Genomic DNA, 21,257 nt, shown 5'->3' with positions numbered 1-21,257 from the left:
TCCTTCCCGGTTGGGGGGGCTACGAGGGGGCCGGGAGGGACGGCCTACTCGCCGTTGTCGGCAGAAGACTTAAAAAACACCACCTGCTTGACGGTGTGATCATCCTCGTTCTTGCGCTTGTTCACCCGGGTCTCCAGCTCCAGCACCCGGGTATCCGGCTCCTCGGACAACCCATCGGTGAACCCGCAGGCCACGCACTCGCGTATCTGCTTGTCGTTGTCATCCGTGAACATCATGATCTTGTCCATCTCCGCACAGCGGGGGCAAACCGCACCGGCGATGAAACGTTTCGGACTTGCCATAGCTTACTCCGGTTTCTCAGATCGGCAGCCGGGCTTCGCAGGGCTCCACCCGGCCAATTACCGACATTGTATCAGGCAGCTTCGTCCGTGATGCCGGATTGTCTCAACAGGGCGTCCACCTGGGGTTCCCGACCGCGGAAGGCCTTGAACAGTTCCATGGGCTCCTGGGAGCCGCCTTTCTCCAGAATGTTCTGCAGGAAGGCCTTGCCGGTTTCCGGGTCGAAGATGCCTTTCTCTTCGAACAGGGAGAAGGCATCCGCCGCCAGCACTTCCGCCCACTTGTAGCTGTAGTAGCCCGCCGCATAGCCGCCGGCGAAGATGTGGGAGAAGGCGTTGGGGAAGCGGTTGAACTCCGGTGCTTCCACCACGGCGATCTCTTCCCGCACCTTGCGGTGCATGTCCAGCGGATTGGTGGGAGCCTCGTCGGTGAATTCCGCGTGCAGGCGGAAGTCGAACAACGAGAACTCGAGCTGGCGCACCATGGCCATGCCGGACTGGAAGTTCTTGGCCGCCAGCAATTTCTGCAACAGGTCCTCCGGCAGTGGCTCGCCGGTTTCGTGGTGGCTGGCGATCAGTGCCAGGGAATCCGGGTTCCAGCACCAGTTCTCCAGGAACTGGCTGGGCAGCTCCACTGCGTCCCAGGCCACCCCGTTGATGCCGGATACGTCCAGTACGTCCACCTGGGTCAGCATGTGGTGCAGGCCGTGTCCGAATTCGTGGAACAGGGTGGTCACTTCGTCGTGGGTGAGCAGTGACGGCTTGCCATTCACCGGCGGGGTGAAGTTACAGGTCAGGAATGCCACCGGCAGTTGCAGGCGGCCGCGCTGGTCACGCCAGCGTACCCGGCAGTCGGCCATCCAGGCTCCGCCACGCTTGCCCTGACGGGCGAACAGATCCAAATAGAACCAGGCTACCGGTTCGCCATGGCGGCTGATGCAATAAGCAGTTGCATCTTCGTGCCAGGTCTCGACTTCGGGGCGTTCCTCGATCTGGACATCGAACAGCTTCTCGGCCACGCGGAACAGACCCGGCACCACCTTGTTGACCGGGAACCATGGGCGCAGGGTTTCCGGGGAGATGTCGTACTGTTTCTGGCGCAGCTTCTCGCTGTAGTAACCGATATCCCAGGCCTGCAGATCCTCCACCCCATGCTCGTCTTTGGCGAAGGCTTTCAGTTCGGCAAATTCCTTTTCCGCCACCGGCTTCGATTTGGCCGCCAGCTGGTTCAGGAACTCCAGCACCTCTTCAACACTCCGGGCCATCTTGGTAGCCAGGGAGCGTTCGGCGTAATTGTTGAAGCCCAGCAGCTGGGACAGGGCGTGACGACGCTTGAGGATTTCCGCCATGACCGGAGTATTGTCCCAGGTAGCGGCGTCCGGGCCCTGGTCGGAGGCGCGGGTGACGAAGGCTTCGTAGACTTCCCGACGCAGGTCGCGGTTGTCGCAGTAGGTCATGACCGGGTAGAAGCTGGGGAAGTCCAGGGTGATCACATAGCCGTCCAGCTCTTTCTGGCGCGCTGCCTGTTTCGCGCCCTCGATGGCGGTTTCCGGTAGGCCGGACAGCTCGTCCACGTCGTTGATCTGCTTGTACCAGTGCTGAGTGGCATCCAGTACGTTGTCACTGAACTTGTTGGACAGCTCCGCCAGCTCCCGGGACAGGTCGGCATAACGCTTTTTCTTGTCCGCTGGCAGGTCGACACCGCCCAGGTGGAAATCGCGCAGGGTGTTTTCCACCGACTTGCGCTGGGGCTCGCTCAGGTCCTTGAAGTCATCCCGTTCCGCCAGTTTCTTGTAGGCGTTGCACAGGGCTTCGTTCTGGCTGATTTCGGTGCTGTACTCGGTCAGCTTCTCCAGGCAGTTCTTGTAGACCTTGCGCAGCTCGTCGTTGTTCATCACCCCGTTCAGGTGTGAAATCACCGACCAGGCGTTGGAGAGCTTGTCTTCCAGCGCCTGCATGGGCTGGGCCAGGGTGTCCCAGGTGGGATCGTCCTGCTCGGCGAGCTGGCTGATCTTCATGCGGTTCTCGCTGAGAATCTGGTCAATTGCCGTTTCCATGTGCTCGGTGCGCACGTGGTCAAACTTCGGCAACAGATCGTCGGTCAGTAACGGGTTATTCATAAGTCCTCTTCTCAGCTCTTTGCATCTAAGGTAGTTTCGGTGCCTCTACTCGCGGGGCAGGCACCTGTGGGAGAGACCCTTCCAAAACACGCTCCTTGCGGCACCCCTCCGGGGTCCGGCCTGCAATCATAGATTGCAGTCGTTCGGCTGATGCATGAAGCTTTGCTTCATAAACGCTCAGCCTCACCCATGTGACGCTTGAGCTCCGCCATCCATGGCTCCGCACAGTTTTGGAAGGGTCTCTCCCACAGGTGCCCCAGGCCTCGGGGCAAACCGACCAAAGGTATATGTAATGACGAATGTACGCTCTCACAAGGGTATTACGCCACATTTTGGGGAACGGTGCTGGGTCGATCCCAGTGCCGTGGTGATTGGGGATGTCCAGACCGGTGAAGATGTATCGATCTGGCCGATGACTGTGGTGCGGGGTGACATGCACAAGATCCGGATCGGGGATCGTTGCAGTATTCAGGATGGGTCCGTGCTTCATATCACCCATGCCAGTGACTACAACCCTGGCGGTTATCTGCTGACGCTCGGAGACGATGTGACTGTCGGCCACAAGGCTCTGTTGCATGGCTGCACCATTGGCAGCCGGGTGCTGGTGGGCATGGGCTGCATCATCATGGATGGTGCGGTTGTCGAAGACGAGGTGATCGTTGCCGCTGGCTGTCTGGTGCCACCGGGCAAAACCCTGGAATCCGGTTACCTGTATGTGGGGTCGCCGGCCAAACAGGCCCGGCCGCTCACCGACAAGGAAAAGACGTTCTTCAAGTACACCGCCGCGAATTACGTCAAACTGAAGGATGAGTACCTCGGCGAGTACAGTCAGAGATAGACCCTGAGTGGTCTGAACCTTGAGGGATCTCCGTATGTTTCTCAGCTATCGAGACTCCGGGAGACCCTCATGGACGTTACCGACCCCCTCTACCAGCGTGCGCTGCTCTACCTTCAGGTTGCCGGCCATGATACCGGTGCCCAGACCCGTTTGCGCCTGCAGGAGCACTTCAATCGCTGCCGTGCCGACGGGAGACCGGTAACCGCCGCGACACTGCTGCCACGACTGCATCAATGGTTCGATATAGCCGGCCAGTGCCATACGCTTTCCGGGCCCCGTCTGGTTCGCGGCAGTGTCGGATATCCCGGTGGCTGATCAACCCTGGCACCGCACCGCCCACTGGCGGCGGTGGTTGCTTGCCGGTCTGGTGATCGGCCAGACCCTGGCCGGACTCTGGCTGCTGCAACAGGGGCTGTCATCTGACGCATCTGGCTGGGCGTCCACGCTGTTGATGCTGGTGTTTGCGATTCTTTTCCTGTGGATCGGTCTGGGCTTCTGGACTGCCGTGTTCGGGTTTTTCATCCTGCGCCGGGGTGGCGACCCCTGGAGCCTGGATCGTCAGTGCCCGGCCGGGGACCCGGCCGAGCTGCCCCGCACCGCTGTGATCATGCCCATCTGCCATGAACCGGTCCAGCGTACCCTGAACAATCTTGCAGCGACGTACCGGGAACTGCAGCAAGGGGGGGACCTGGAGGCGTTTGATTTTTTTGTACTCTCCGACAGCGTGGACCCGGAAGTCTGGCTTGAAGAGCAGGCGGCCTGCGCTGATCTTTGCGCCAGACTGGGCGGCCATCAAAGGCTGTTTTACCGGCGGCGGCGAATCCGGCTGAACTACAAGAGCGGCAACATTGGCGATTTCCTGCGTCGCTGGGGCATGAGCTACAAGTACCTGGTGGTGCTGGATGCCGACAGCCTGCTGGAAGCCAGTGCCATTATCAGGCTGGTACGGCTGATGGAGCATCGACCCCGGGCAGGGATCATCCAGACCGCACCACGCCTGGCACGGGCCGGGACCCGCTTTGCCCGGGTGCAGCAGTTTGCAAACCGTTGTTACGGCCGGCTTTACAGTGCCGGACTCGCGGCCATTCAGCTGGGTGACGCCACCTACTGGGGCCACAACGCGATTCTGCGCACCGCACCCTTCATGCGCCATTGCGGGCTGCGGCGGCTGCGAGGTCCGGGGCTGTTTCGCGGTCCGGTGCTCAGTCATGATTACATCGAATCTGGCCTGATGGGGCGGGCAGGTCTGGAGGTGTGGCTGGAACCCTCCATAGGCGGCAGCTTCGAGGAATCTCCACCGACCCTGGAAGATGACCTGATCCGGGACCGGCGCTGGTGTCGGGGCAACCTGCAGCACCTCTGGCTGCTGGCGACGCTGGACGGGCTTCGTCCGGTCCACCGTCTCGCCCTGCTAACCGGAATCCTGTGCTACCTGGCCTCGCCATTATGGTTGGGGTTTCTGGGGCTGTCCGGTTACCTTGGGCTGTCCGGTTACCTTGGGCTGCACAGTGATGCCCCGCCGCCCACGGTTCCCGGACTGGTCGCCAGCAGCGCCGGTTTCTCTGGTACCAACCACTTCCTGATGGCCTTCACGGCGACCCTGTTACTCGGGCCGCGGATCCTGGCGCTGATCGACCAGGTGCTGGCCGGGCGGACGCCCCGGTTTGGTGGTGCGACCCGGCTGTTGGCCAGTGCCGGCGGGGAAACTTTGATGGCGCTCATCCTGGCACCGGTGCGCATGGTGGTCCACAGTATTCATGTTGTCCACGCGCTCCTGAACATGCGTACCCCTTGGCAGGGCCAGAACCGCACCGGCGATTCGCGCAGCGGGGCACAGTGGCAACCATTCATCTGGCCAATGACGACCGCAGGGGTAATACTGGCCCTGATCCACTGGCAGGCTCCCGAACTCACGCCCTGGGCCCTGCCGGTCACTGTACCGGTGCTGGCGACACCGCTGTTGGCCCGATGGCTGGCCGAGCCAACCTCGAACCGGCGCTGTTGGCTCGTGCCCGAGCAGCGGGTGAGCGCTCCGGTCCTGGCTCGGGCGGATGCCGGCCTGGCCCTCGGGCAGCTGTGGCCCGACCTGAGCCGATTCGAACAACGGGTACTCGCACCGCCGTCGTCTGACAGGACCGTCAGGAGTCAGCAACGCCTTCAAGGCAGGAAACAGGAGCGGCTGACCCGGTTGGTGGAGCGCTGCGCCCAGGCCGGCAGCGGAGCGCTCAGCGATGAGGAGATCACGCTACTGTGCGAGAATCCCGAGTCGCTCAGGGCATTGCACTACCGGGTCTGGCAGGCCGATCCTGACACGCCTTGGGGCCAGGTTCTGGCAAGGCTTGAGAAAACCCTGGAGTGGCGACCGGGGCTGGCAGGTATTCGCGAGGAGGAGTTGGAGCACCGATGGATCGAAGCCGCATCTTGATGGCCATCGCCTTCCTGCTACTCAATGGCTTGCTGCTGGTGCCGGCATTGGCGTTGCCGGGGGGCACACCGTGGCTCGCGGTTGAGGCATTGGCCATCTGGGCAGCGTTGGCACTGCAACAAAGACCACCGGGGAGACTGATCGGCGCCCTGGCGGCGGCCTATTCTGTCCTGGTTCTGCTGGTCGGGGCCGATGCGCTGATCCGGGAGAGCCTGGGGCGAGGGCTCAACCTGTACCTCGAGGTGGGCCTGGTGGATGCTGCCTGGCACCTGCTACGCACCAATCTCGGCGTTGCCGGTGCCATCCTCGCCCTGATATTGCTGGCCATGGTGCTGGCCGCGCTCGCCAAGCTGTTCATGGCACTCACTGCACGCCTGGCCAGACACTCTCCCGAAGCCGCTGGCAAGCCCTTGTTGCTGATCACCGGGCTGGTGGCGGCCACGGCGGTTACGCCCTGGGTGGGTAGCCCGGCGCTGGCCTTTGTCGCCAACCAGGGCTCGCTGATTGCCCATACCCACCGCACCACGGAGGCTTTTGCCGAGCAGTTGCGCGGGCAGGCGGCTGGCCGCGAGCCCAGGGCGCTGGTCCGCCTGGCAGACACGGATGTGATCCTGGCGTTCATTGAGTCCTATGGCATCACCAATCTGACCGATGAGCCCTATCGTTCCGTGATGGCGCCCCGGCTGGACGCCATGGCGGATGAGCTGGCACAGGCGGGTCTGACCGTGGCCACCGGTCGGCTGGAATCGCCGATCCAGGGCGGCCAGTCCTGGCTTGGCCACCTCTCGGTACTCAGCGGGCAATGGATCGAGAACCAGCTGGCCTACGAAACGCTGCTGAGCAGCGACTACCCGACGCTGGTGGACGACTTCCGCCGCACCGGCCATGAAACGCTGGCGGTGATGCCCGCAATCACCCAACCCTGGCCGGAGGGCAAGCTGCTGGGCTATGACCGGATCTTCGATCACGATGACCTCGGCTACCAGGGCCCGCCCTTCAACTGGGTCACCATGCCGGATCAGTACACCTGGCACTGGTTCGGCCGCCAGCGCACGGAACGTCCCGGCCCAATGTTTGCGGAGCTGGCGCTGATCAGCAGCCACGCACCCTGGGTGCCCATTCTGCCGGTGCTTGAGCAATGGGATCGCATCGGGGACGGCCAGGTATTCCGGCAATGGGAGGGGGCCGGTGAGGCGCCGGCGTCGCTGTGGCGGGAACCGGACCGGGTGCGTGAGCATTACGCCCGGGCGACCGATTATGCCCTGGCGGTCGCCAGCGGCTTTGCCGTCCGCCACCTGGGCGACAACACCCTGATGTTCGTTCTGGGCGATCACCAGCCTGCGCCCCTGATCACCGGCGAAGGCGCGAGCCGCGATGTCATCGTCCATGTGATCAGCAGTGACCCGGCCCTGGTCGCGCCGTTTCTGTCCGGGGAGCTGCCCGGCTTCCGGCCGGGCACCCGGCCCGACATGGACACCGCTGGCGCGCCCATGAGCCGATTCCGAGCCTTTCTGCACCAACACTATGGCGCGCCCTGAGCAGCTGACAGCTCAATTGATTCCGGTCAAATATTGACCACAACCACCCTTGAAAACCGATCGGGAGCGCCTACATTCCAAGGTAGCAGATGTTCACGGATAACCGGCCGGTTGGCGCCGCCGGCAGGGAGCTGTTCCGCGAGCGAAGCTGATAACACATTTTCAGATTCGTTTTCGTACCAAGGAGGAATGACCATGAGCAACCTGACACGCTGGAACCCGATCAATGAATTCGAGGACCTGATGAACCGCTACAACCGGATGTTCGGGCTGACCCGGGCGGGCGAACGGGAAGGCAAAGACCTGTTCAGTCGCAGTGACTGGGCTCCGGCGGTGGATATCAAGGAAACCGACCAGGCCTTTACCGTCGAGGCCGAATTGCCGGGCATGTCCAAGGACGATGTGAAGGTGACCGTGGATGACGGTGTCCTGACCATCAAGGGTGAGCGCAAACAGGAAGAGGAGACCGAGGACAAAAAGATGCACCGCATCGAGCGGTTCTATGGCAGCTTCATGCGCCGCTTCACCCTGCCGGACAATGTGGACGAGAACAGCGTCAAGGCCAGCTTCAAGGATGGTCTGCTGACCCTGATCATCAACAAGGCCGAACCGAAGGAGCCGAAAGCCATCGAAGTGAACGTGGAGTAAGTCCGCTTCGCTTCACACTGACCCTTCTCCGGGCAGGCGCCGGGCTTACGCCCCGGCTACTGCCTTTCTTTTTACCCCGCCCGGCTCAGTCGGTGCGCAATTCCTCGACCACCGAGGCGGTCTCCGGGCGCACACCACGCCAGACCCGGAACGACTCGGCGGCCTGCTCCACCAGCATGCCGAGGCCATCAAACACCCGGGTTGCACCCTGATCCAGCGCCCATTGATTGAACGTGGTGGTCTTCAGCGAATACATCATGTCGTACACCACCGTCTTCGCGCCGATGACCTTCGGTGACAGGGCCGGGAGGTCCCCCTGCAGGCTGGCGCTGGTGCCGTTGATAATCACATCGAAGGGCTGGTCGGGCTCTCCGAAGCCGCAGGCGCTGAGGCGGGTGTCGCCGGCATCGTTGGCAAACAGATCCACCAGAGCCTCGGCTTTGGTTACGGTGCGGTTGGCGATCACCAGTTCCGCCGGCTGTTCCGCCAGCAGCGGTCCGATGACGCCGCGTACGGCACCGCCGGCGCCAAGCAACAGAATCCGGGCGCCCTTGAGGGTAACACCGTGGTTGTTGACCAGATCCCGGACGATACCGCAGCCATCGGTGTTATCCGCCACCAGTTGGCCGTTATCGTAGTACAGGGTATTGGCGGCGCCGGCCTTCTCCGCCCGCCCGGTCCGTTGGTCCGCCAACTGCCAGGCCTGTTCCTTGAACGGGACCGTGACATTGACGCCTTTGCCGCCCCGCTCGAAGAATTGCCGGACGGTACCGGCGAAGTCCTCGAGCGGCGCCTGGATGGCGGTATATTCCACCGGCTCGCCGGTCTGCTGGGCAAACAGGCTGTGAATCCGTGGGGATTTGCTGTGGCTGATCGGATGCCCGATCACCGCGTACAGATCATTGGTCATGGTTCTCTCCCAGCCAGTCCCGGCCCGTGAGAAAATACTCGGTCAGCCGAGCTTCCTCGGTCCCCGGCTCCGGCACCCGGTTATAGTCCCAGCGCACCAGCGGTGGCAGGGACATCAGGATCGACTCGGTCCGGCCGCCGGACTGCAGCCCGAACAGGGTCCCCCGGTCATACACCAGGTTGAACTCGACATAACGGCCGCGGCGATACAGCTGGAAGTTGCGCTCGCGTTCACCGTAATCCATGCCCATCCGTTTCCGTACGATCGGTTCATAAGCTTCAATATAGCTGTCGCCCACCGATTGCATCAGGGCGAAGTCCTTTTCGAAATCACCGGTATTGTGATCGTCGAAGAACAGACCGCCGACGCCCCTGGGCTCGGCCCGATGCTTGAGGTAGAAATAATCGTCACACCAGTCCTTGAAGCGGCGGTAGGTGTCCTCGCCGAAGGGCTCGCAGGCCGCTTTCGCGGTCTGGTGCCAGTGCACGCAGTCCTCGTCAAACCCGTAGTAGGGCGTCAGGTCGTATCCGCCACCGAACCAGTACACCGGCTCACCGTCCTTGGGCGTGGCAATGAAGAACCGGACATTGGCGTGGGAGGTGGGCACGTAGGGGTTGTTCGGGTGAATCACCAGGGAAACACCCATGGCCTGCCAGGGGGCGCCCGCCAGATGGGGCCGGTAAGCTGTGGCGGAGGCGGGCATGGTGTCTCCCATGACATGGGAGAAGTTCACGCCGCCTTTTTCGAACACCCGGCCCTCACTGATGACCCGGCTGATGCCCCCGCCGCCTTCAGGACGGTCCCAGGAATCCCGGATGAACGAGGCCTCACCGTCCACCGCCTCCAGGCGACGGCAGATGTTTTCCTGCAGGCCGAGCAGGTATTCCTTGACGGCCTGACTGTCGGGTTGTTGTGACATGGGCTCTCCTATCGAAGCTGCTGGCCGGTGACGATATCAATAATGCGGCTGGGTTTACGATTGCCACCGAGTTCACCGGGCACGATCCAGTCCAGCTGGTCACCAAAGTAGCGGCGGACCTGCCAGGAATGTCGGGCCGGCTGGCGCCCGGCGGGATTGCAGGAGGTGGAGACCAGCGGCATACCGGCCGCCTCGCACAGGGAACGGACCACCGGATGGTCGCTGACCCGCACCGCAATGGAGCTGTGGCGGCCCCGGACCCACTCCGGAATCTGTTCGTTCACATCCGGCAGCAGGCAGGTCACAGGCCCCGGCCAGTGGCTCACGGCGGTTTCCTGGAGGTTCGCCGGCAACGGGTCGAGCAGGAAACGCACCTGCTCAACCGAAGCGGCCACCAGGATCATGCCCTTTTCCATGGGGCGCTGTTTCAGTTCCAGGATTCGCTCTACCGCCAGGACATCCCAGGGATCACACCCCAGGCCCCAGACCGCTTCGGTCGGGTAGGCGATGACACCGCCCCCGAGCAGGGTGCGGCGGGCGCGAAGGCGTTGCCAGTCAGTCAGTGATTTGGACACGGGCATTGAGAATCATCTGTTCAGAACGGGGTGAAACAGGGCACCGGGCTCAGGCGATTCGCAGGTAGCCGCCTGGCGCTGAACTGGCCAGCCCTTCCAGCTCCAGCAGCAACAGAGACTGCATCAGCTGGTCTGCGGCCAATCCGGTTGCCGAACCCAGTGCATCGGTTGAAACCGGATCATACCCTAATGCCTCAAGTACCGCGATTTCCCGTTGCCCCAGACGCGGCAGATCCGGCGCCCCCGGCTGCCCGCCGGGATCCGCTGCCCCGGCTTGTGGGGACCACCAGGCGCCCAGCTCTTCCAGCACATCGTCCACGGTTTCCACCAGACGGGCGCCCTGCTTGATCAGGTGGTGACAGCCGCGGGCCACCGGACTGTGGACGGAACCGGGAATGGCAAACACCTCGCGCCCCTGCTCCAGCGCCAGCCTGGCAGTGATCAGCGAGCCGCTCTTGAGACCCGCCTCCACCACCAGTACGCCCCGGGACAACCCGCTGATGATCCGGTTGCGTTGGGGGAAATGGGCAGCACGGGCCGGCGTCCCCGGGGGATATTCCGACACCAGCACGCCCTGTTCGATCACCCGCTGGCCCAGTCTCTGGTGCTGGCGGGGATAGATCTGGTCCAGCCCGCAACCGATAACCGCGATGGTGGGAAAGCCGGCATCCAGGGCCCCGGCGTGGGCGGCACCGTCCACACCCAGGGCGAGGCCACTGGTGACCACCAGTTCCCGGCGACTGAGTTCCGCCGCGAACCGGCGGGCATGGTCCAGGCCCGGGCGGGTGGCATGACGACTTCCGACAATGCCAATCTGGTCCCGGCCGAGCAGGGCGGGATCGCCCAGGGTATAGAGTACCAGGGGCGCGTCATGGATGTGGCGCAGTGCTTCGGGATAGTCGGCATCGGGCCAGGCAACGATGTGGATGCCGTGTTGGCCGCAAGCAATGAGGGCCTCCGCGATTTCCATCAGGGCAGGGTGGCTGGCGTCTTTATCCTGCCAGGCGCGGATTCCGGTAACGGTTTCCGGATGCAGACCCACTGCTTTCAGGGTGGCGGCATTCATGGCCAACAGATCGGTCAGTTGTTCGGTTGCGGCCATCGCGGCCTCACGCCGCCGGATACCGAACCGGGGCAGGGTTGCCAGCAGGAGCCAGGGCGCAGCGGGATGTTCAAGCGCCTGGCAGAATCGGTCGCGGGAACCCGCGCCGGAAAGCATTTCGTTCATGATTCTTCATCCTTGAAAACAACAATGGCCGGGCAATCCCGCCCGGCCATTCAACTTGCAGCTGGAAGCTTCTGTCCGATCAGGGGTTGGTGACCTTGTCACCCACGGACAGCGGGCGGGTAGCCTGCAGGACCAATCCGTAGCTCATCTTCTCGTAGGCCTGGAACACCATCAGTAGCCCGGCACGCTCGGAGGGCAGCTCGATGGTCTCACCGGTGACCGGATCCCGTACCAGGTTGCCGCTCTTGAGCACCGCCATGACATTGCCGGGCTCGAGGCCATCCCGTTCACCGCGGTTGATCGCCACCACGTCGTACTGACCGATCTGGCTGACACCGCCATCGACGGCAATCATCTCACCCTCGACGGTTTCATCCGGCGAGCTGGGCACAAAACTGGTGGCAATCGGGCGATCGACGCTGGTCAGCAGGCGATCCCCGATGCGGATTTCCTGGTTGGACTTGGTCAGCCGCAGGGTCAACACATCCCCGTTCTCGGCAGTGATGTTGCCGGCACCGATGCTGCGGGCTTCCAGACCCAGGAACTCGCCGGTATCCGGATCGCGGAATTCCTTGGTCCGTCGGAAGATACCCACCTTGTCGGCCGGCTTGTCGCCCCGTGCATAGACCCGGTCACCGGCACCGGTGATGATACGGCCGTCTTCGCCTTCAAGGACGTAGGGCGCACCCTCGAGCTCTTCCGGGGTCACGATACGGGTATCGGTCAGGAAGCTGCTGATGGCATCCAGCGGAATGGCCGGGATCGGGGTATCAATCGGCTCGGAACGGACCTGGGGCGAGAGCTTCACCACGCCGTTGGAAGCCACCTTGGTGATCCGCGGCTTGCCGTCGATGTAGACCAGGGCGAGGCGATCACCGGGGTAGATGAGGTGCGGGTTGGCAACCTGGGGGTTAACGTGCCAGATTTCCGGCCAGTACCAGGGATTGTTCAGAAAGCGCGCCGAAATGTCCCAGAGGGTGTCCCCCTTCACGACAGTGTAACGCTCGGGGTGGTCGGACCGCAGTTCCGGTTGAGCCTGGGCCCAGGAAGTGAACAGCAGCGCAGTGGCTGCCAGAGCGTACAGCAGTTTCCTCATTGTGTAAGTCCTTGATCGCGTGCCTTGAGTCTTTGCATTCTGTTGGGATGCAGCCGGAGTATCTGCAGCTTATTACGTTGTTATTCCTGATACTATAGAAGAAGTCTCGGAAATTGTGATGTTATCTTTTGTTCTTCCAGTGAATTCTATTCTGCCTGTGAAAGATTTTAACTATTAACTGATCAGTTTGTACTCAATCGTGGAATTGGGGGATAATATCGAGACTTCCTTCACAGGATTACAAAACTCAAACGGTAGCCGGGCAGATTGCCTGAACTGCCGGACATACGGACCAGAAACGCGAGCGTTATGATACTAGAAATCCTCGAATACCCGGATCCCCGTCTGCGCACCATCGCCAAGCCGGTGGACGAAGTCACAGACGACATCCGCAAGCTGATCGACGACATGTTCGAGACCATGTACGATGCGCCCGGAATCGGTCTGGCGGCAACCCAGGTCAATGTTCACAAACAGATCATCGTGATGGACCTGTCCGAGGACAAGAGCGAGCCGCGGGTATTCATCAACCCCCAGGTGGAAGTCCTGGATGGTGACTACGAAGCCATGCAGGAAGGCTGTCTCTCCGTCCCCGGTTTCTACGAGGACGTGGAACGCATCGAACACTGCCTGATCCGGGCATTGGACCGTAACGGCGAGCCCTTCGAGATTGAGGCGCAAGGTCTGCTGGCGGTCTGTATCCAGCACGAGATGGACCACCTCAACGGCAAGCTGTTCGTGGACTATCTCAGCGCCCTGAAGCGGAACCGGATCAAGAAGAAACTGGAAAAGCTTCATCGCAAGAGTGCCTGATCTGTTTCAGGCCACCAGAACAGACAGGCAGTGACGGACCGGGCGATGACCCGGTCTTTTCGTATTCAACGGAACAGAGACGACACCACAGTGCGAATCGTATTTGCCGGCACGCCGGATTTTGCCGCTACCGCCCTGACGGCCCTTCTGGCCACCCACCACGACATCGTCGGCGTCTACTCACAGCCGGACCGACCCGCCGGGCGCGGCCGCAAGCTGATGCCCAGCCCGGTCAAAAAAGTGGCCCTCGAAGCGGACCTGCCGGTGTTCCAGCCCGAGAATTTCCGCAGCCCGGAAGCCCGCCAGGAACTGGCGATGCTGAACCCGGATGTGATGATTGTTGCCGCCTACGGCCTGATCCTGCCCAAGACCGTGCTGGAAATCCCGGCCCACGGCTGCCTGAATATCCACGCCTCACTGCTGCCACGCTGGCGCGGTGCCGCCCCGATCCAGCGGGCCATTGCCGCCGGCGACCGGGAAACCGGCATCACCATCATGCAGATGGACGAAGGCCTCGATACCGGCGCCATGCTGCTGAAAACCATCACCCCCATCCAGGATGACGACACCGGCGGCAGTCTCCATGACCGGCTGGCAACCCTGGGCGGGGAGGCCATCGTCCAGGCAGTGGCCCTGCTGGAGAAAGGTGAATTGTCCGGGGAAGCCCAGAACGACGACCTGGCCTGCTACGCCCACAAGCTGTCCAAGGAGGAAGGCCATATCGACTGGCACCAGACCGCCACCGACATCGAACGGCTGGTGCGCGCTTTCAACCCCTGGCCGGGCACCTACACCGACCTTGACGACCAGCGCATCCGCATTCACGAGGCCCGCGCTCTCACCGATGCCTCCACCGGAACCCCGGGCACCGTGATCCGTCGGGAACGGGAAGGCATCGACGTGGCCTGCGGTGCAGGCACCCTGCGTATCACCCGCCTGCAGCTGCCCGGAGCCCGCGCCCAGAGCGTCAACGACCTGATCAACGGCGGCAAGCAGCTGTTGCTGCCCGGCCAGGAGCTGAACTGATATGGGCTCCGGCCAACAACCCATGCGGTCGGTGGCGGCCAGCGTCCTGCTGGCGGTCGAGCAGGGCCAGTCCCTGTCCCAGTGCCTGCCACCGGCCCTGAACCGGGTCGGGGAAGGCGAACGGGCGGAACTGCAGGCACTGTGTTACGGCACCTGCCGCTGGTTCCACCGGCTCGATGGTGAACTACAGGGCCGGCTGAAAAAACCGCTGCGCAAACCGGACCGCATCGTCCACCACCTGATGCTGGTCGCCCTGTTCCAGCTCCGGTTCAGCGAACAGGCCACCTACGCCGTGCTCAATGAATCGGTGGAAGCCTGCCGGGCCCTGGACAAGCCGCACCTGACCGGACTGGTCAACGGGCTACTGCGCGCCGCCGAGCGCGAAGGTGCCCCCGAGCCGAACGACGACGCCGAACGCTTCAGCCACCCCCAGTGGATGGTGGACAAGCTGCGCCATAACTGGCCGCAGGACTGGCAACGGATCCTGGAAGCCAACAACACCCAGGCTCCCATGACCCTACGGGTCAATGCCCTGCGTTTCAGCCGCGAACACTACCTGGGCCTGCTGGACGAGGCGGGCATCGAGGCCACAGCGACGCGGTTCGCACCCCACGCTATCCAGCTGGCCCGGCCGGTGCCGGTGGACCGCTTGCCCTGGTTCGCCGACGGCGCCGCCAGCGTCCAGGACGAAGCCGCCCAGCTGTGTACCACCCTGCTGGATCTTGCCCCCGGCCAGCGGGTCCTGGATGCCTGCGCGGCCCCAGGCGGCAAGACCTGCGCAATCCTGGAAGCCTGCGGGGAACTATCCGAGGCGGTTGCCATTGACGAATCCGCCGAACGCCTGCCCCGGGTACAGGAAAACCTGGACCGCCTCGACCTCACCGCCACCCTGAAACAGGCGGATGCGGCGGATATCGACAGCTGGTGGGATGGCGCCGAATTCGACCGCATTCTGCTGGATGTGCCCTGCAGCGCCACCGGCGTGATCCGCCGGCATCCGGACATCAAACTGCTGCGGCGGGAATCGGACATCACTCCCCTGGCGGGCATCCAGATGGGGCTGCTCAAGGCCATGTGGTCTATCCTCAAACCCGGTGGCCGCCTTGTGTATGCGACCTGTTCCGTGTTCCCCCAGGAAAACCACCGTATAATCCAACGGTTCAGGAAACAGCAGCCGGACGCCGGCCTGATCGAGCCGGATGTGGCCTGGGGCCGGGACACCGGCGCCGGTCGCCAGTTGCTGCCGGACCCTGACAGCCACGATGGCTTCTTTTACGCGGTACTGGAGAAACCCGAACCATGAAGATCCTGATTCTCGGCGCCGGCCAGGTGGGCGGAACCCTGGCCGAAAACCTCGCCAACGAAGCCAACGACATCACCGTGGTCGACAGTGACAGCGTCCGGCTGCGGGAACTCCAGGATCGCCTGGACATCCGGACGGTCCAGGGCAAGGCCTCCTACCCGACGGTACTCCGCCAGGCCGGTGCCGAAGACGGCGACATGGTGATCGCCGTGACCAACAGCGACGAGACCAACATGGTTGCCTGCCAGGTCACCAAACTGCTGTACAAGACCCCGACCACCATCTGCCGGGTCCGGGCCAACGCCTACCTGGCCAAGCCTGAGCTGTTCTACCAGCGGGACAAAGCCAAGGACCTGGACAGCCTGCGCGGTTTTCCCATCGACGTCCTGATCAGCCCCGAGCACTTGGTGACCAAGCACATCACCCGGCTGATCGAATACCCGGGTGCCCTGCAGGTACTGGAGTTCTCCAAGGGTCTGGCGCGGCTGGTGGCGATCCAGGCCACCGAGGGCGGGCCACTGGTGGGGCACGAGCTGTCCTACCTGCGAACCCACATGCCCAAGATCGATACCCGGGTAGCCGCCATCTTCCGCAAGGACCGGGCGATCATGCCCCAGGGCGACACCGTGATCGAAGACGGTGATGAGGTGTTCTTCATCGCCGGCGCCGACCACATTCGCTCGGTGATGAGCGAATTGCAGCCCCTGGAGAAGCCTTATAAAAAGATCTTCATTTGCGGTGGTGGCAACATCGGCCAGCGCCTGGCCAGCACCCTGGAGGGGCGCTACCAGGTCAAGCTGCTGGAGCGGGACCACGAACGCTGCGTGATGCTGTCCGAGAACCTGCGCAAGACCGTGGTGCTGGAAGGGGATGCCGCCAACAAGGACATTCTGCTGGAAGAGAACATCGAGAACACCGATGTTTTCTGCGCGGTGACCAACGATGACGAGGCCAACATCATGGCCTCCCTGCTGGCCAAACGACTCGGCGCCCGCAAGGTGCTGACCCTGATCAACAACCCCGATTACGTGGACCTGATCCAGGGCGGGGATATCGATGTCGCCATCTCGCCGCAACAGACCACCATCGGCAGCTTGCTCACCCACGTTCGTCGGGGTGACGTAGTAAACGTTCACTCACTGCGGCGCGGCGCGGCCGAAGCCATCGAGGCCATCGCCCACGGTGATCACCGGTCCTCGAAGGTGGTGGGCAAACGGCTGGACGAGATCTCCCTGCCGGAAGGCACCACCATCGGTGCCATCGTCCGCCACAACGAGGTCCTGATCGCCCACGACCACCTCCGTGTGCAGCCGGACGACCACGTGATCCTGTTCCTGGTGGACAAGACCAAGATCAGGGATGTGGAGAAACTTTTCCAGGTCGGCCTGACCTTCTTCTAGTTCAAAATCAACGCAGTGAAGACCTCTTAGAAATACCGCATTGGCAAGCGTATAATGCGCCTTTTTTCGGAGTGCCCCGGAGGATGATCGGGGCGCCACACACAGACTGAATCAGCAGGCAAACGTCGTGACAGACAAGGCAACGAACAACTCCGCGCCGGATATCAAGACCTTCCAGGGTCTGATCCTGGCTCTGCAGAATTTCTGGGCGCAGCACGGCTGCGTGGTTCTCCAGCCCCTGGATATGGAAGTGGGCGCCGGTACGTTTCACCCGGCCACCTTCCTGCGGGCGATCGGTCCGGAGACCTGGAATGCGGCCTACGTTCAGCCCAGCCGTCGCCCCACCGACGGCCGTTACGGGGAAAACCCCAACCGTCTGCAACACTACTACCAATTCCAGGTGGTCCTGAAGCCGTCCCCGGACAACATCCAGGAGCTTTACCTGGATTCCCTGCGGGCCCTGGGCCTGGACCCGCTGGTCCACGACATCCGCTTCGTCGAGGATAACTGGGAATCCCCGACCCTCGGCGCCTGGGGTCTGGGCTGGGAAATCTGGCTCAACGGCATGGAGGTAACCCAGTTCACCTACTTCCAGCAGGTGGGCGGCCTGGAGTGCTATCCGGTGACCGGCGAGCTGACCTACGGCCTGGAGCGGATCGCCATGTACCTGCAGGGCGTGGACAGCGTCTATGACCTGGTGTGGACCGAAGGCCCGGATGGCGTCGTCACTTACGGTGATGTGTTCCACCAGCAGGAAGTGGAGATGTCCACCTACAACTTCGAGCAGGCGGATACCGAGTTTTTGTTCCACAGCTTCGACGTCCACGAGCGCGAGAGTGCCCGGCTGATCGAGGCCGGCCTGCCGCTGCCGGCCTATGAACAGGTGCTGAAAGCCTCCCATACCTTCAACCTGCTGGATGCGCGCCACGCCATCTCCGTGACCGAACGTCAGCGTTTCATCCTGCGCGTACGTACCCTAGCCCGTGCCGTGGCCCAGGCCTACTTCGACAGCCGCCGCAAGCTCGGCTTCCCGCTGGCCCCCGAGGCCCTGAAACAGGAAGTGCTGTCTGCGGCAGAAGCCGCTGAGGCCAAGGCCAACGGCAAGAAGAAAGGCAAGAAAGCGAAGAAGGCACAGCAGGAACAGGGGAACGCATAACCATGGCTACACAGGATTTTCTGGTTGAACTGGGCACCGAAGAACTGCCCCCCAAGGCCCTCAAACCACTGTCTGATGCCTTTACCCAGGGTATCGCCAAGGGCCTCGAAGACGCCGGCATCGAATTCGCCAAGGTCGAAGCCTTTGCCGCGCCCCGCCGACTGGCTGTCCGGGTCCGCGACCTGGCCGACGCCCAGCCGGACAAGCCGGTAGAGAAGCGTGGCCCGGCGGTTAAAGCCGCCTTCGACGACTCCGGCAACCCGACCCGGGCACTGACCGGGTTCGCCACCTCCCTGGGCATCACCCCGGACCAGCTCGACACCATGGAAACCGACAAGGGTGCCTGGGTGGTCTATCGCACTGTGGAGAAGGGCCGGCCGACCGTGGAACTGATGCCGGAACTGGTGGAACAGTCCCTGGCCGCCCTGCCGATTCCCAAGCGCATGCGCTGGGGCGCCCACCGCACCGAGTTTGTCCGCCCGGTGCACTGGCTGGTCCTCCTGTTCGGCAACAAGGTAATCGACACCCCGATCATGGGCCTGAAGCCGGGCAACACCACCCGCGGCCACCGGTTCCATTGCCCGAAGCCGCTGATCGTACCCACTCCGAATGACTACGAGGTGGTACTCAAGCAGGAAGGCTACGTGCTGGCGGACTTCGCCGAGCGCCGGGAGCATATCCGTGCCGGTGTTGCTGCCCTGGCCGAGAAGGAAGCCGGCGGCAAGGCGGTCATCGACGAGGACCTGCTGGACGAGGTTACCGCCCTGAACGAGTGGCCGGTGCCGCTGATGGGCCGGTTCGAGGAGCGCTTCCTCGAGGTTCCGGCGGAAGCCCTGATCTCCTCGATGAAGGAGCACCAGAAGTATTTCCACGTGGTGGACAAGGACGGCAAGATGCTGCCGCTGTTCATTACCGTGGCCAACCTGGAAAGCAAGGACCCTAGCCAGGTCATCTCCGGTAACGAAAAAGTGATCCGCCCGCGCCTGGCCGACGCCGCCTTCTTCTACGACACCGATCGCAAGACCCGGCTGGAAGACCGCATCGAGTCCCTCAAGCCGATTGTGTTCCAGGAGAAGCTGGGCAGCATCTACGACAAGTCCGTGCGGGTCGCCGCCCTGGCGAAGAAGATCGCCGAGGCGATCAACAGTGATCCGGCCTTGGCCGAGCGGGCGGCCATGCTGGCCAAGACTGACCTGGTCACCGAAATGGTGCTGGAGTTCACCGACCTGCAGGGCATCATGGGCCAGTACTATGCCGCCAACGATGGCGAGCACGAGGAGGTCGCGAAGGCGCTGAACGAGCAGTACATGCCGCGCTTTGCCGGCGATGACCTGCCCGGCACCCTGACCGGCTGTGCCGTCGCCATTGCCGACCGAATCGATTCCCTGGTCGGCCTCTTCGGCATCAATCAGCCGCCCTCAGGCACCCGCGATCCGTTCGGGCTGCGCCGCGCCGCTCTGGGCGTGCTGCGCATCATCATCGAACGCGAGCTGCCGCTGGATTTGCAGACCGTCTGCGAATGGGCAGAGCAGAACTTCACCGTGCTGACCGAGCAGGATACCGCCAGCACCGTGGTGGACTATATGCTCGAGCGCTTCCGCGCCCATTACGAAGAGCAGGGCATCGGCGCCGAGGTTTACCTGGCCGTGCACGCCCGCCGACCCACCAGGCCGCTGGACTTCGACCGCCGGGTGAAGGCTGTGGAAGCCTTCCGTCAGCTACCGGAAGCCCAGGCGCTGGCGGGCGCCAACAAGCGGGTGTCCAACATCCTGACCAAGCAGGGTGGCGACGGCATCGGCGAAACCGTGGACGACAGCCTGTTGCAGGACGCCGAGGAAAAGACCCTGGCGGCGCAGGTGGAAGAGCAGGCCCAAAAAGTCCTGCCATTGTTCGAGCAGGGCGACTACGCCAGTGCCCTGAGCTCCCTGGCCAGCCTGCGGGAGCCGGTGGATACCTTCTTCGACGAGGTCATGGTCATGGCCGAGGACGAGTCGATCCGCAACAACCGCCTGGCCCTGCTCAACCGCTTGCGCAACCTGTTCCTGCGGGTGGCGGACATCTCCCTGTTGCCCACCGCCGGGTAACAGGGAGGGTAATACGGCCGGTCTCCGCAGTTATACGGACGAAAATTCCCCGCCCGAGGGGTAGCCAAAACTCGTTTAATCCGTATAATACCGGCCGTTGTTCGGCGTGTGGCGCAGCTTGGTAGCGCACTTCGTTCGGGACGAAGGGGTCGCAGGTTCGAATCCTGCCACGCCGACCACTTTCCCGCCTTTCTGTATCTCCTTTTTATAATTCGTAACACCGTTTCCGTGTCAGGTTATTGCACCTGAAGCCCATGAATTTCGGTATCCTCTATAAATCTGCTTGAGATCAAAGGGGTTATTTTGATGAATGAGGCGATTGACCAGTGATGCAAATACTTACTGCTCCACCAAAATCAACTCCCCAAGCTCAAACCCCTCTGCCTCAGCCCGGGATTTGAACGCCTCCAGCACCTCGTCACTCACCTCCGGTGTCCGGGACATCAACCACAGGTAATCCCGGTTGTAACCGGTCAGGTAAGCCGTGGAGTAGTCCTCATCCAGCCAGAACACCACGTAAGAGCCGTAAAAGGGCCCGAAGAAGGACACTTTCAGGTGGCCCACATCGCTGTCGCCCACAAACACGGCGCGGCCTTCGGCTTGTTCCCACTCTCCTTCTTCGGCGTTGTAACCCCGGTTGATGACTTTGATGCTGCCGTCCTCATTCAGGGTGTACTCGGCGGTCACCTTGCTCAGGCCTTCCTCGAAGGAGTGGTCCAGGCGGGCGATCTCGTACCAGGTGCCCAGGTAGCGGTCTTTGTCGAAGCCGGTGACCGGTTCAATGCCTTCGGGCAGGCCGGTGCAGCCAGCCAGTAGCAGCAGGGTGGCAGCAATCACGGGCAGGGCTTTCATGGGGTTCTCCTCAAACCGACGGATGTC

19 protein-coding genes and 1 tRNA gene are annotated in these 21,257 nt (G+C 62.6%); 12 read left to right on the top strand and 8 right to left on the bottom strand.

What is annotated here, in order from left to right; genetic code table 11:
* Positions 1-44: 44 nt before the first annotated feature.
* Together DET50_RS09780 and prlC are read right to left on the bottom strand one after the other, a co-directional pair.
* Entirely contained in the window at positions 45-302 is a 258-nt protein-coding gene (locus tag DET50_RS09780) for a YheV family putative zinc ribbon protein (protein WP_113862674.1), read from the bottom strand.
* Positions 303-373: 71 nt separating this feature from the next.
* Positions 374-2,419: an oligopeptidase A gene (gene prlC, locus DET50_RS09775; protein ID WP_113862673.1), complete on the bottom strand. Its 2,046-nt coding sequence runs from the start codon at positions 2,417-2,419 to the stop codon at positions 374-376.
* Between the two features lie 292 nt (positions 2,420-2,711).
* Between prlC and DET50_RS09770 the strand changes: the two genes are divergently transcribed.
* From DET50_RS09770 to DET50_RS09750, 5 genes are all read left to right on the top strand, one after another.
* Entirely contained in the window at positions 2,712-3,257 is a 546-nt protein-coding gene (locus DET50_RS09770) for a gamma carbonic anhydrase family protein (RefSeq protein ID WP_113862672.1), read from the top strand.
* A 69-nt stretch (positions 3,258-3,326) separates the two neighbouring features.
* Positions 3,327-3,572: a hypothetical protein gene (locus DET50_RS19345; protein ID WP_147252206.1), complete on the top strand. Its 246-nt coding sequence runs from the start codon at positions 3,327-3,329 to the stop codon at positions 3,570-3,572.
* Entirely contained in the window at positions 3,565-5,682 is a 2,118-nt protein-coding gene (mdoH, locus tag DET50_RS09760) for a glucans biosynthesis glucosyltransferase MdoH (RefSeq protein WP_113862749.1), read from the top strand. Before DET50_RS19345 ends, mdoH begins: the two co-directional genes overlap by 8 nt.
* A complete protein-coding gene (locus DET50_RS09755; protein WP_113862670.1) occupies positions 5,661-7,220 on the top strand; it encodes an alkaline phosphatase family protein in 1,560 nt (519 codons plus the stop codon). Before mdoH ends, DET50_RS09755 begins: the two co-directional genes overlap by 22 nt.
* 195 nt (positions 7,221-7,415) lie before the next feature.
* The gene (locus tag DET50_RS09750; protein WP_113862669.1) at positions 7,416-7,868 is read left to right on the top strand and encodes an Hsp20/alpha crystallin family protein; all 453 of its coding nucleotides are present in this window, start codon (positions 7,416-7,418) and stop codon (positions 7,866-7,868) included.
* Between the two features lie 85 nt (positions 7,869-7,953).
* On the opposite strand, the gene aroE is transcribed toward DET50_RS09750, so the two are convergent.
* The 5 genes from aroE to DET50_RS09725 form a co-directional block, all read right to left on the bottom strand.
* Complete coding sequence (gene aroE / locus DET50_RS09745) at positions 7,954-8,778, bottom strand: shikimate dehydrogenase (protein WP_113862668.1); 825 nt, start codon at positions 8,776-8,778, stop codon at positions 7,954-7,956.
* On the bottom strand, positions 8,768-9,697 hold the full coding sequence (gene hemF, locus DET50_RS09740) for an oxygen-dependent coproporphyrinogen oxidase (RefSeq protein WP_113862667.1): 930 nt from the start codon (positions 9,695-9,697) through the stop codon (positions 8,768-8,770). The genes aroE and hemF overlap by 11 nt, the downstream gene beginning before the upstream one ends.
* A gap of 8 nt (positions 9,698-9,705) precedes the next feature.
* A complete protein-coding gene (gene tsaC / locus DET50_RS09735; RefSeq protein ID WP_113862666.1) occupies positions 9,706-10,278 on the bottom strand; it encodes an L-threonylcarbamoyladenylate synthase type 1 TsaC in 573 nt (190 codons plus the stop codon).
* Positions 10,279-10,321: 43 nt separating this feature from the next.
* Positions 10,322-11,500, bottom strand: coding sequence for a DNA-processing protein DprA (gene dprA / locus DET50_RS09730; RefSeq protein WP_258546101.1), 1,179 nt, complete (start codon positions 11,498-11,500; stop codon positions 10,322-10,324).
* A gap of 79 nt (positions 11,501-11,579) precedes the next feature.
* Positions 11,580-12,596 (bottom strand): LysM peptidoglycan-binding domain-containing protein, encoded by a 1,017-nt coding sequence (locus tag DET50_RS09725; RefSeq protein WP_113862665.1) that lies wholly within the window; start codon positions 12,594-12,596, stop codon positions 11,580-11,582.
* Between the two features lie 309 nt (positions 12,597-12,905).
* Here DET50_RS09725 and def point away from each other — a divergent pair, with 309 nt between their 5' ends.
* The 7 genes from def to DET50_RS09690 all read left to right on the top strand — a co-directional run bounded on the left by def (position 12,906) and on the right by DET50_RS09690 (position 20,557).
* A complete protein-coding gene (gene def, locus DET50_RS09720) occupies positions 12,906-13,409 on the top strand; it encodes a peptide deformylase (RefSeq protein ID WP_113862664.1) in 504 nt (167 codons plus the stop codon).
* A gap of 90 nt (positions 13,410-13,499) precedes the next feature.
* Positions 13,500-14,435, top strand: coding sequence for a methionyl-tRNA formyltransferase (gene fmt, locus DET50_RS09715; protein WP_113862747.1), 936 nt, complete (start codon positions 13,500-13,502; stop codon positions 14,433-14,435).
* Between the two features lies 1 nt (position 14,436).
* Positions 14,437-15,738: a 16S rRNA (cytosine(967)-C(5))-methyltransferase RsmB gene (gene rsmB, locus DET50_RS09710; protein ID WP_113862663.1), complete on the top strand. Its 1,302-nt coding sequence runs from the start codon at positions 14,437-14,439 to the stop codon at positions 15,736-15,738.
* Positions 15,735-17,138: a Trk system potassium transporter TrkA gene (gene trkA, locus DET50_RS09705; protein ID WP_113862662.1), complete on the top strand. Its 1,404-nt coding sequence runs from the start codon at positions 15,735-15,737 to the stop codon at positions 17,136-17,138. Before rsmB ends, trkA begins: the two co-directional genes overlap by 4 nt.
* Before the next feature lie 127 nt (positions 17,139-17,265).
* Positions 17,266-18,294: a glycine--tRNA ligase subunit alpha gene (glyQ, locus tag DET50_RS09700; RefSeq protein ID WP_091998468.1), complete on the top strand. Its 1,029-nt coding sequence runs from the start codon at positions 17,266-17,268 to the stop codon at positions 18,292-18,294.
* Positions 18,295-18,296: 2 nt separating this feature from the next.
* A complete protein-coding gene (gene glyS, locus DET50_RS09695; RefSeq protein WP_113862661.1) occupies positions 18,297-20,378 on the top strand; it encodes a glycine--tRNA ligase subunit beta in 2,082 nt (693 codons plus the stop codon).
* Positions 20,379-20,480: 102 nt separating this feature from the next.
* Positions 20,481-20,557 (top strand) — tRNA-Pro (locus DET50_RS09690).
* A 160-nt stretch (positions 20,558-20,717) separates the two neighbouring features.
* Here DET50_RS09690 and DET50_RS09685 read toward each other — a convergent pair.
* Positions 20,718-21,230, bottom strand: a complete 513-nt coding sequence (locus DET50_RS09685; RefSeq protein WP_113862660.1) for a lipocalin family protein — start codon at positions 21,228-21,230, stop codon at positions 20,718-20,720.
* Positions 21,231-21,257 lie beyond the last annotated feature (27 nt).

Source organism: Marinobacter pelagius (assembly GCF_003315345.1).
In the GTDB taxonomy this organism is placed as follows: domain Bacteria; phylum Pseudomonadota; class Gammaproteobacteria; order Pseudomonadales; family Oleiphilaceae; genus Marinobacter; species Marinobacter pelagius_A.
This window is presented reverse-complemented; position numbering and strand designations above follow the sequence as displayed.

Coding starts and splice junctions, on each gene's coding strand:
- DET50_RS09780 (WP_113862674.1), bottom strand. CDS start 302: ATGGCAAGTCCGAAACGTTTCATCGCCGGTGCGGTTTGCCCCCGCTGT.
- prlC (WP_113862673.1), bottom strand. CDS start 2,419: ATGAATAACCCGTTACTGACCGACGATCTGTTGCCGAAGTTTGACCAC.
- DET50_RS09770 (WP_113862672.1), top strand. CDS start 2,712: ATGACGAATGTACGCTCTCACAAGGGTATTACGCCACATTTTGGGGAA.
- DET50_RS19345 (WP_147252206.1), top strand. CDS start 3,327: ATGGACGTTACCGACCCCCTCTACCAGCGTGCGCTGCTCTACCTTCAG.
- DET50_RS09755 (WP_113862670.1), top strand. CDS start 5,661: ATGGATCGAAGCCGCATCTTGATGGCCATCGCCTTCCTGCTACTCAAT.
- DET50_RS09750 (WP_113862669.1), top strand. CDS start 7,416: ATGAGCAACCTGACACGCTGGAACCCGATCAATGAATTCGAGGACCTG.
- aroE (WP_113862668.1), bottom strand. CDS start 8,778: ATGACCAATGATCTGTACGCGGTGATCGGGCATCCGATCAGCCACAGC.
- hemF (WP_113862667.1), bottom strand. CDS start 9,697: ATGTCACAACAACCCGACAGTCAGGCCGTCAAGGAATACCTGCTCGGC.
- tsaC (WP_113862666.1), bottom strand. CDS start 10,278: ATGCCCGTGTCCAAATCACTGACTGACTGGCAACGCCTTCGCGCCCGC.
- dprA (WP_258546101.1), bottom strand. CDS start 11,500: ATGAACGAAATGCTTTCCGGCGCGGGTTCCCGCGACCGATTCTGCCAG.
- DET50_RS09725 (WP_113862665.1), bottom strand. CDS start 12,596: ATGAGGAAACTGCTGTACGCTCTGGCAGCCACTGCGCTGCTGTTCACT.
- def (WP_113862664.1), top strand. CDS start 12,906: ATGATACTAGAAATCCTCGAATACCCGGATCCCCGTCTGCGCACCATC.
- rsmB (WP_113862663.1), top strand. CDS start 14,437: ATGGGCTCCGGCCAACAACCCATGCGGTCGGTGGCGGCCAGCGTCCTG.
- trkA (WP_113862662.1), top strand. CDS start 15,735: ATGAAGATCCTGATTCTCGGCGCCGGCCAGGTGGGCGGAACCCTGGCC.
- glyS (WP_113862661.1), top strand. CDS start 18,297: ATGGCTACACAGGATTTTCTGGTTGAACTGGGCACCGAAGAACTGCCC.
- DET50_RS09685 (WP_113862660.1), bottom strand. CDS start 21,230: ATGAAAGCCCTGCCCGTGATTGCTGCCACCCTGCTGCTACTGGCTGGC.